Source organism: Corynebacterium sp. HMSC062E11 (assembly GCF_001811845.1).
Lineage (GTDB): Bacteria > Actinomycetota > Actinomycetes > Mycobacteriales > Mycobacteriaceae > Corynebacterium > Corynebacterium hesseae.
The window spans coordinates 62,236-70,392 of sequence record NZ_KV806827.1; the positions used below are offsets into that span (position 1 = coordinate 62,236).

An 8,157-nucleotide genomic window follows, 5' to 3' on the forward strand; every position below is an offset into this window, starting at 1 on the left:
GCTAAGCATACTCTGCGGAGTGAAAGCTTTTCAGGCGCAAAGAATTACTGACAACAAAAACCGAACTCAACGCCATGGCTATACCCGCGAAAAGGGGGTTGAGCAGGCCAAAAGCGGCAACAGGTAGAAGAATAATATTATAGGCGAAGGCCCAAAATAGGTTGCCCTTGATGATGCGCAGGGTGGCCCGCGCCAGGCGTACGGCATCGGCGACGGAACGTAGGTCGTTATTCATTACCGTGATATCGGAGGCCTCGATGGCGACATCGGCCCCAGCACCCATCGCGATGCCGAGGTCCGCCTGTGCGAGTGCCGCGGCGTCGTTCACGCCATCGCCCACCATGGCCACGGTCTTTCCTTGCTGCTGAAGCTGGGCTACAGCGTCCACCTTGTCAGAGGGCATCACCTCTGCTGTCACGTTGGCTTCATCAATGCCAACGGCTCGCGCCACTGCGTGTGCTGCACCTGCGTTGTCGCCCGTGAGCAGATGGGGTGTGAGGCCGAGATCCTGGAGGGCGGAGATGGCGGCGGCTGCGGACTCCTTAACGCGGTCCTGTAGCTCGATGGTTCCCACCACGTCATCCGCCACGTAGACGCCGACCTGCGTCCCAGTGCCGTCGTAGCCCGCGGGTGGGCGTCCCACCCGCACGCGCGCGCCGTCGACGGTCGCTTCGATCCCTTGGCCTGGCAGCTCGCGGTAGTCCTCGGCTGCAGGGATGTCGCCGTCGTAAGCCGCGCGGATGGCCCGCGCGATGGGGTGCTCGGAGCCCTGCTCCGCGGCGGCAGCAAGACGGAGAACCTTCTGCTCTGAGTGCCCCGCAGTGGCCTGAACCGCCGCTACTGACATCTGGCCTTCGGTGATGGTGCCCGTCTTATCTAGAACGATGGTGTCGATCTGGCGGGTCGATTCCAAAATCTCCGGGCCCTTGATGAGGATTCCCAGTTCGGCGCCGCGCCCGGTGCCCACGAGGATTGCGGTGGGCGTCGCCAAGCCCATGGCGCAAGGGCACGCAATGATGAGGACGGAGACGGCGGCCACGAAGGCCGGGGCAACTCCGCCGACCCACAGGTGAGCCACGAGCGCGAGGATAGCGATGCCGATGACGATGGGAACGAAGACAGCGGCGATTCGGTCGGCGAGGCGCTGCACCGGGGCCTTCGAGGTCTGGGCTGCGGTGACGAGCGCGCCCATCTGGGCAAGGACGGTGTCGGCGCCGACGCGAGTGGCGCGCACCTCAAGCCGCCCGGAGGCGTTGATGGTTGCGCCCGTCACCGTGCTGCCGGGTGAAACCTCAACCGGTAACGATTCGCCGGTGAGCAGGGATTCGTCCACGGCTGAATGGCCGGTGAAGACCACGCCATCGGTGGCGATCTTCTCACCGGGGCGAACCACAAAAACATCGTCTACATGGAGATCACTGGCAGGAATACGGGTTTCGGTGCCGTCGCGAAGCACGGTGGCTTCTTTAGCCCCCATAGTCAGCAGCGTGGTGAGCGCCTCGGAAGAGCGCCCTTTAGCCTTGAGCTCAAACCAGCGCCCAAGCAGCAGGAACGTAATGACCATCCCCACTGATTCGAGGTAAATGTGGTCCATCTGCGCGTCATTGGAACGCAGCGTCATATGCATGGTCATGCCGGGCATGCCGGCGTTGCCGAAGAAGAGCGCGTAGAGCGACCAGCCAAAGGCGGCGGTGGTGCCCAGCGTGATGAGCGTGTCCATCGTGGCGGCGCCGTGCTTCAGGTTGGCCCACGTGGCGCGGTGGAAGGGCGCGCCTCCGATGACGTAGACGAGCGTTGTGAGTACCAGGCAGGCCCATTGCCAGTTCTGGAATTGGAGGGCCGGGACCATGGAGAGGAGCATCACGGGCAGCGAGAGCGTCGCAGAGACGAGCGTGCGCTGCAGGATGTCGGAAGCCTCACCCTCGCGGGCGGTGTCCGCCGTGCTTGCCGACGCCTCCCCCTCATCGTCCACCGCAAAAGCCCCGTAGCCCGCGCCTTCGACGACGTCGATGAGATCGGCGGGGGTCGTCGTCGCTGGGTCATAGCTTACGGAGGCAGATTCCGTGGCGAAGTTGACCGTGGCTTCGACGTTGTCGAGCTTGTTGAGCTTGCGTTCCACCCGGGATGAGCAGGAGGTGCAGGTCATCCCGGTGATACCGAGAGTGAGGCTGGTGGTCATGATGCTTAGGCCAACTCGTAGCCGGCTTCGGTGATGGCGGCGGCGACCTGGTCATCGCTAAAGCCCTCACCAGTCACGGTGACGGCGCCGGTGGTGTGGTCAGCGGTGACGTCGGTGACGCCCTTGATCTCCGAGATCTCTTCCTTCACGGAGAGTTCGCAGTGGCCGCAGGTCATGCCGTTAACGGTGTAGGTGGTGGTGCTCATGGTCGTGATCAGACTCCTTAAGTAGTGGGTAGATACACCGTTGAGCGTATACCCCCTAGGGGTATAGGTGCAAGGAATAATTGAGCCTTGTGTACCGTTGAGAGTTGAAAGAACCTACAAAGTTCCCCGAAACAGATAGGAAGAGACATGGCAACGATTGACATCACTGAAGAGACGTTCCAGGAGACCATCTCCGGCGATGGCATCACCCTCGTGGATGCCTGGGCGGAATGGTGCGGTCCGTGCAAGCGCTTCGGCCCGGTCTTTGAGAAGGCATCCGAGGAGCACCCTGATGCCACCTTTGCCAAGTTGGATACCGAGGCAAACGAGGAGCTGGCTGCGAAGCTGCAAATTAACTCCATCCCGACGTTGATGGTTTTCCGTGACGGCATCTTGGTTTTCCGCGAGTCGGGTGCATTGCCGCCGGCAGCCCTGGAAGATCTCATTAGCCAGGTCAAGGCTCTCGATATGGATGAGGTCCGCGCCCAGGTGGAGAGCCAGCAGGCCTAATAATTCCGGATAGTTCGTCTATAAGGCGGTCGAGATAGACCGCTGTGCGCGCTTTCCTGTGAGTATCGCTACACTCGCAGGAAAGCGTCTTTACATATAAAGCACTAACGAGCGCTGCATTGATTACTGCTGCAGGAACCACTAAGGAGTGAGCGCAATGGCAAACCCATTCAGCAAAGGTTGGAAGTATGTGATGGCTTCTTTCGATCAGAAGATCGATGAGAACGCTGATCCCAAGGTTCAAATCCAGCAGGCCGTGGAAGGTGCAAAGGAACAGCACCGCCAGATTTCCGAGCACGCAGCGGAGATTATCGGCCGCAAAACCCAGCTGGAAATGCAGCTCAACCGCCTAGTGAAAACTCAGAAGGACTACCAGGATCAGACGCGCCGGGCCTTGGAGTTGGCGGACGCTTCCGAGGATCCGCAGAAGGCCGCCGAGTACAACCAGGCAGCGGAGGTTGTGGCGAGCCAGCTGGTCGCCGTAGAAAATGAGCTGGCGAATCTGAAGTCCCAGCACGAGGCTGCCGCGCAAGCGGCGGAGCAGGCAAAGGCCCAGCAACAGCAGTCGGAGGCCCGACTGAAGGAGCAGCTCGCGCAGGTGGACCAGTTGCTGTCCCAAGCCGATCAGGCGGCGATGCAGGAGAAGAACGCTGAGGCTCTGGACTCCATGAATGAGCTCAAGCCGGATGACTCGACGCCTACGATGGATTCGGTACGCGCCAAGATTGAGAAGCGCTACGCTGATGCGCTCGGCGCCCAGGAGCTGCACCAGGCAGCTGGTGGTAGCCGGATTCAGGAGATTTCGGCGGCGGGACACGATATGGCCGCTATGTCCCGCTTGGATGAGATCCGCGCTGAGATGGCCAAGAACAAGGAGCTGGAAGGCTCATCCTCCAAGACCATAGAGGAGCTCGAGGCCGGCGCCGAAGCCAAGGACGCTGAGGATAAGTAGTAGCCAGCGCGAAAAGGGGCCTTCTGGAGCAGGCCGCATTCTGCGGCCAGGGGATTTCACCACCCCGCGCTCCAGAAGGTCCCTTTATTAAGGTCCCTGTGCGCCTCGACGGTCTAGCTGCCCTGGCGGCGGATATTGATAAGCACGCCGCGGATGCCGGAGTGGAAGCCATCGCGGAGGTTCACGCGCTGGGTTTCGGTGAGCGTGTACTCGTGCAGAGTCTCGCAGGCGAACTGTAGCAGCGGACGGTCGATCTCCGGCGGCAGACCGCCGCCGGAAAGGAGATGGGCTTGGTCGCGCTGATCGGCGCTCGCGGCGTTGTCGAACCACCACGAGGCATATTGCTGCCCCACGTCAAAGGGGGACTGGAAGCCGGCGGAGCTCCACACTTCCTCGGGGAGGGGAACATACTTCGAGCGCAGCTTGCGGCGCGGCGCCATCATCGACGGCTTGGGCGCGGCCGGTTTGGGGGCAGGCTTCGGGGCTTCGGAGCCCGTTTCCTCTTCTGCGTCCGCGGGCTTCTGATCCGCGGCGCTGGGCTTTGTGGCTTGTTCGCCGCAGGGGGCGGGCTCCTCTTCGTCGGCGGGGGCGCTCGGTGCTGCCGAGTCTGGGTGCGAGGCGGTGGCAGCCACGTCTTGCGCCGCGGCGGAAGGTGTTGCCGGCCCAGGCTTTGGCGCAGAGGGGAAGGCAGCTTGTGCTTCGGTAGGTTCGTCGCACTCTGGGGCGTCCTCGGTGGCGGAATCGCTAGCGTCTTCGCTTCCTTCTCCGGTGCTCTGGGGCTCGCGGATGGTCGGCGGCAGCGGGCCTTCAAGGACCTCGAGCTCCATCGCGTCGGCGAAGTCCTCCCGCGGATCGAGGATCGTGGTGGAGTCGCAGGCATGGCGCAGAGCTGAAGACATGGAGTCCCAACCGAAGCCATAAAGGTGCACGCGCACACCGTTGTTCACGGCTTCCTGGACCCCGGGAATCATGTCTGCGTCGCCGGAGACCAAGACGAAATCCGTGACTTGGCCCTTCATGGCGGAAACGATCATATCGGCGACGAGGCGGGTGTCCACGGCTTTCTGGGTTCGCCGTTCGCCCCATTCGATGAGTTGACCGGTGCGCAATTGGACGCCATCGCAGACCCGCAGCGCTCGCTGGTAACGGTGGGGGCCGGTATCGGGGATTCCGTCGTACCAGTATTGGCGGTGGATGGGGTTGCCTACTTGGTTCTCAATCATGGAACCGAGGGAGCTGACTACTTCGGGTAAATCAATCTCTAGCTGGGCGCGGGCCCCCGTCTCCCAAGAGTTATAAAAGCTGGCCAGTAGGTATGACGTGTCAACGAAGACAAGTGTTCGTTCAAGCATGGCTCCTAAATTCCGTTCTATCGTTTCTAACTAATTTTTCTATGATCACTTTCGTGAGGTCTCCAGCTTAAGGCTGGTGTCATCCAGTGTGCCCCATTAGTCACAAAACGTCGATAACCTTGGGGAAATTCCCAGGTAATAAACGTGTTTGCCGCAAGTCTTGCGGAGGTTGCAGGGCAGGTTATATGGTTAGTTACATGAGTAACCAACCAACTAGGGAGACTGCATGGATAACTCCGCGCAGCCACTCTTTCGTCAGATAGCGGTACTCATCGAGGACGCCATCATTGAGGGCACTCTCGCCGAGGGCGCCCAGGCACCGTCCACGAATGAGCTCGCCGCTTTCCACAGCATCAACCCCGCCACTGCCCGCAAGGGCCTGACCCTCCTCGTGGATCTCGGAATCCTCGAAAAACGCCGAGGTATCGGCATGTTCGTCACCTCTGGTGCCGCAGACCTTATCCGGGCGCGGCGTCGCCAAGACTTTGCGGCTGAATACGCCGCACCGCTCATCGACGAAGCCGTGCACCTGGGCTACACCCGCCAGCAACTCCATGACCTCATCGACCTTGTCGCAGAAAGTCGAGGACTCTACTCATGATTTCTACCCCGCACTTCACCTTCGACGACGGCCTCACGCACGGCCTCGTCGGCCCCAACGGCATTGGCAAGACCACCTTGCTGCGCAAGATTGCTGGCCAGCTCGGCGGCTCCGGCATCAAAGTCGACGGCGACAAGCCCTACGACAATGAAAAAGTCCTCAACAAGGTTGTCCTCATGGGCATAGATAACCCACTGCCTGAAGGTTGGAACGTGAAGAAGATCTTCACCGTGGCAAGCCTGCGCTGGCCCACGTGGAGCACAGCGCGCGCTGAGGAGCTGGTCGAGCGCTTCGAGCTTCCAATGAAGAATTACTCGGGCCTTTCCCGCGGGCAGAAGTCCGCAGCGAGCTTCATTGTTGCGGTGGCCTCGGGGGTGCCATACATGCTTCTCGACGAACCCTATCTCGGCCTCGACGCCGCCAAGCGGGAGGTATTCTACGACGTCTTGCGTGAAGAGCACGGCCGCACCATTATCGTCTCCACCCATCACCTCAACGAGCTGTCTGGTTTGCTCGATACCGTGGCGCTGATGGGGGAGAACCCGCTGTCCGGTCCCATCGATGAGTTCATTGAGGGCGTCGTCCAGCTCACTGGCTCTGCCGAAACCCTCGATCGCGCGCTGGGGCGCCTGCAGCTCCCAGTGCTTGAGCGCGAAACCTCAGCCGTAGCAGACCGCGCGCTTGTCGACGCTCGCCCCAACCACACCGCCAACGTCTTCGACATGGCCCAAGAAATGGGGCTGCGTGCCACCGAGGTATCCCTTGAGCAGGCAGTTCTGGCATTAGGGGAGGCATGATGAAGCTCTATAGGCATATGGCGCTGAGCTGGAACAGCTTCTTCTACGCCTTGTGGATTGTCATCCTTCCGGTGCTGGGAATGGGCCGTGGGCAAGGGTGGGCCATTGGCTACTCACTCTTTATGGTCCTTATGGTTTACCTTTCGCAGCCTGACTTCACGCGCTATCTGACCTTTGGGTTGAGCACCCAGGTGTGGAATGGGCACCGGCGCATCAATGCTTCCCTGACGCTCTTTCTCATTCTGGTTAGCGCACCCTTCGCGTTTCCATGGTGGGTCCTCATCGCCCCGGTGCTCATGTGGGTGGTGTGCATGACGAAACGCTTTGAGCCATCACGACTGACCGCGAGCTCCCTCATCGTAGGCAGCGATGGTGATTCTTCGACGGGCTGGTTCTCAGCGTCCCCGGTCTCCCAGATTGTGTTGCGCCCTCAAGCTCGCGCGTGGATGTGGGCTGCATTCGGTATAGCCATCGCAACTGCGATAAACATCGTGGTGAGCAAGCTGTGGGATACCGGCGTGGGCATCGTAGGTGTCATTGTTACGTTGATTGTCCTGCCGCTAGTTGCTGATTCAATCCGCAGCTCACTCAAAGATGCAGTGGCCTTTGGGCTGCCGCGCGGTGCTTGGGCCAAGACCACTGTGCTGTGCACGGCAATCCCCGTGGTCCTATCGCTCGTGGCCGATCTGGTAGCGATGATGTGGACCGGCAATCCAGCCGGGTTCACCATCGTGTGTCTTGCTACAACGTCACTACTTTTAGCTTTCGCCATTACCGACAAACTGACGTGGCTTTACACAACTGCGCTAGCGGGAGCAATCGCCGTACTGTTCATAGCGTGGCTTATCAATCCCAGCGTTGCGATGGGGTGGACGCTCACAGGGATGGCAATCATCTACGTCGTGTGGGTTGCCGCGTATCCCCGGATGGCAAAAAAGACCAACGTGTTTAGCCCGGGCCTCATGGGCTGGTTTGGGGCACGCTGAGCGCCATCCAATGTCTGCGTTAAAAGGTTGTCTTTGTGCACTTCAAGAAGGGGTAAAAACCTTCATTGAAGTGCATATTTGTGTTTTTTCAAGGCCGTGTGTAACTTTATGTGAGTCAGCGCGACCGACAGCGCCCCACAGGAACTGAGGTTCTTGGAGAGAGGCGGTAGGAAAACAGGCCCTGACAACAAATAGTTTCTGTACTCGCAGTACTGCGTACCGCCAAAGGCGTTCCGTATGGCTGTGTGGTGACGATGTTTGAGAACTCAATAGTGTGCCAATGTACTTTTTGTGTTGGTTGATTTTATTCATTGTGGCTGTGATACGCCGTATGCGTATCACGGTTGGTGTATGCCGGATGGCGCTTTTCCTTTAGCGGCGTCATTGTAAATAACATAAGTTGTTTGGGCGTATTGTTTAAAATCTTCTGACTGGGCCAGCCTCCTTGTATATCCCCGTCGGGTTGGGGGTTGGTTGAAGGATTTTTTCTTTATGTAATTTTTGGATAGCCAGTCCGTGCGGTGCACGGTTTGGTTTGTCTGTTTGTCTAGGTTTGGGCTTTTCACGGCCTTTT

At 59.7% G+C, this 8,157-nt stretch carries 8 protein-coding genes; 5 read left to right on the plus strand and 3 right to left on the minus strand.

Annotated elements, in window-relative coordinates; genetic code table 11:
• Position 1: 1 nt before the first annotated feature.
• Positions 2–2,179 (minus strand): heavy metal translocating P-type ATPase, encoded by a 2,178-nt coding sequence (locus tag HMPREF2822_RS09925; protein WP_070524222.1) that lies wholly within the window; start codon positions 2,177–2,179, stop codon positions 2–4.
• Between the two features lie 5 nt (positions 2,180–2,184).
• Positions 2,185–2,385, minus strand: coding sequence for a heavy-metal-associated domain-containing protein (locus HMPREF2822_RS09930; protein WP_070524224.1), 201 nt, complete (start codon positions 2,383–2,385; stop codon positions 2,185–2,187).
• A gap of 147 nt (positions 2,386–2,532) precedes the next feature.
• Here HMPREF2822_RS09930 and trxA point away from each other — a divergent pair, with 147 nt between their 5' ends.
• Complete coding sequence (gene trxA, locus HMPREF2822_RS09935; protein WP_070524226.1) at positions 2,533–2,895, plus strand: thioredoxin; 363 nt, start codon at positions 2,533–2,535, stop codon at positions 2,893–2,895.
• A 157-nt stretch (positions 2,896–3,052) separates the two neighbouring features.
• A complete protein-coding gene (locus tag HMPREF2822_RS09940; protein WP_070524228.1) occupies positions 3,053–3,847 on the plus strand; it encodes a PspA/IM30 family protein in 795 nt (264 codons plus the stop codon).
• 113 nt (positions 3,848–3,960) lie between these two features.
• Here HMPREF2822_RS09940 and HMPREF2822_RS09945 read toward each other — a convergent pair whose 3' ends face one another.
• Positions 3,961–5,199, minus strand: coding sequence for an NYN domain-containing protein (locus tag HMPREF2822_RS09945; protein WP_070524230.1), 1,239 nt, complete (start codon positions 5,197–5,199; stop codon positions 3,961–3,963).
• Positions 5,200–5,425: 226 nt separating this feature from the next.
• Here HMPREF2822_RS09945 and HMPREF2822_RS09950 point away from each other — a divergent pair, with 226 nt between their 5' ends.
• The 3 genes from HMPREF2822_RS09950 to HMPREF2822_RS09960 are packed head-to-tail and all read left to right on the plus strand — an operon-like array spanning position 5,426 to position 7,583.
• Entirely contained in the window at positions 5,426–5,800 is a 375-nt protein-coding gene (locus HMPREF2822_RS09950; protein ID WP_010187877.1) for a GntR family transcriptional regulator, read from the plus strand.
• Complete coding sequence (locus HMPREF2822_RS09955) at positions 5,797–6,597, plus strand: ATP-binding cassette domain-containing protein (RefSeq protein ID WP_070524232.1); 801 nt, start codon at positions 5,797–5,799, stop codon at positions 6,595–6,597. The genes HMPREF2822_RS09950 and HMPREF2822_RS09955 overlap by 4 nt, the downstream gene beginning before the upstream one ends.
• Positions 6,594–7,583 (plus strand): hypothetical protein, encoded by a 990-nt coding sequence (locus HMPREF2822_RS09960; RefSeq protein ID WP_232755671.1) that lies wholly within the window; start codon positions 6,594–6,596, stop codon positions 7,581–7,583. Before HMPREF2822_RS09955 ends, HMPREF2822_RS09960 begins: the two co-directional genes overlap by 4 nt.
• Positions 7,584–8,157 lie beyond the last annotated feature (574 nt).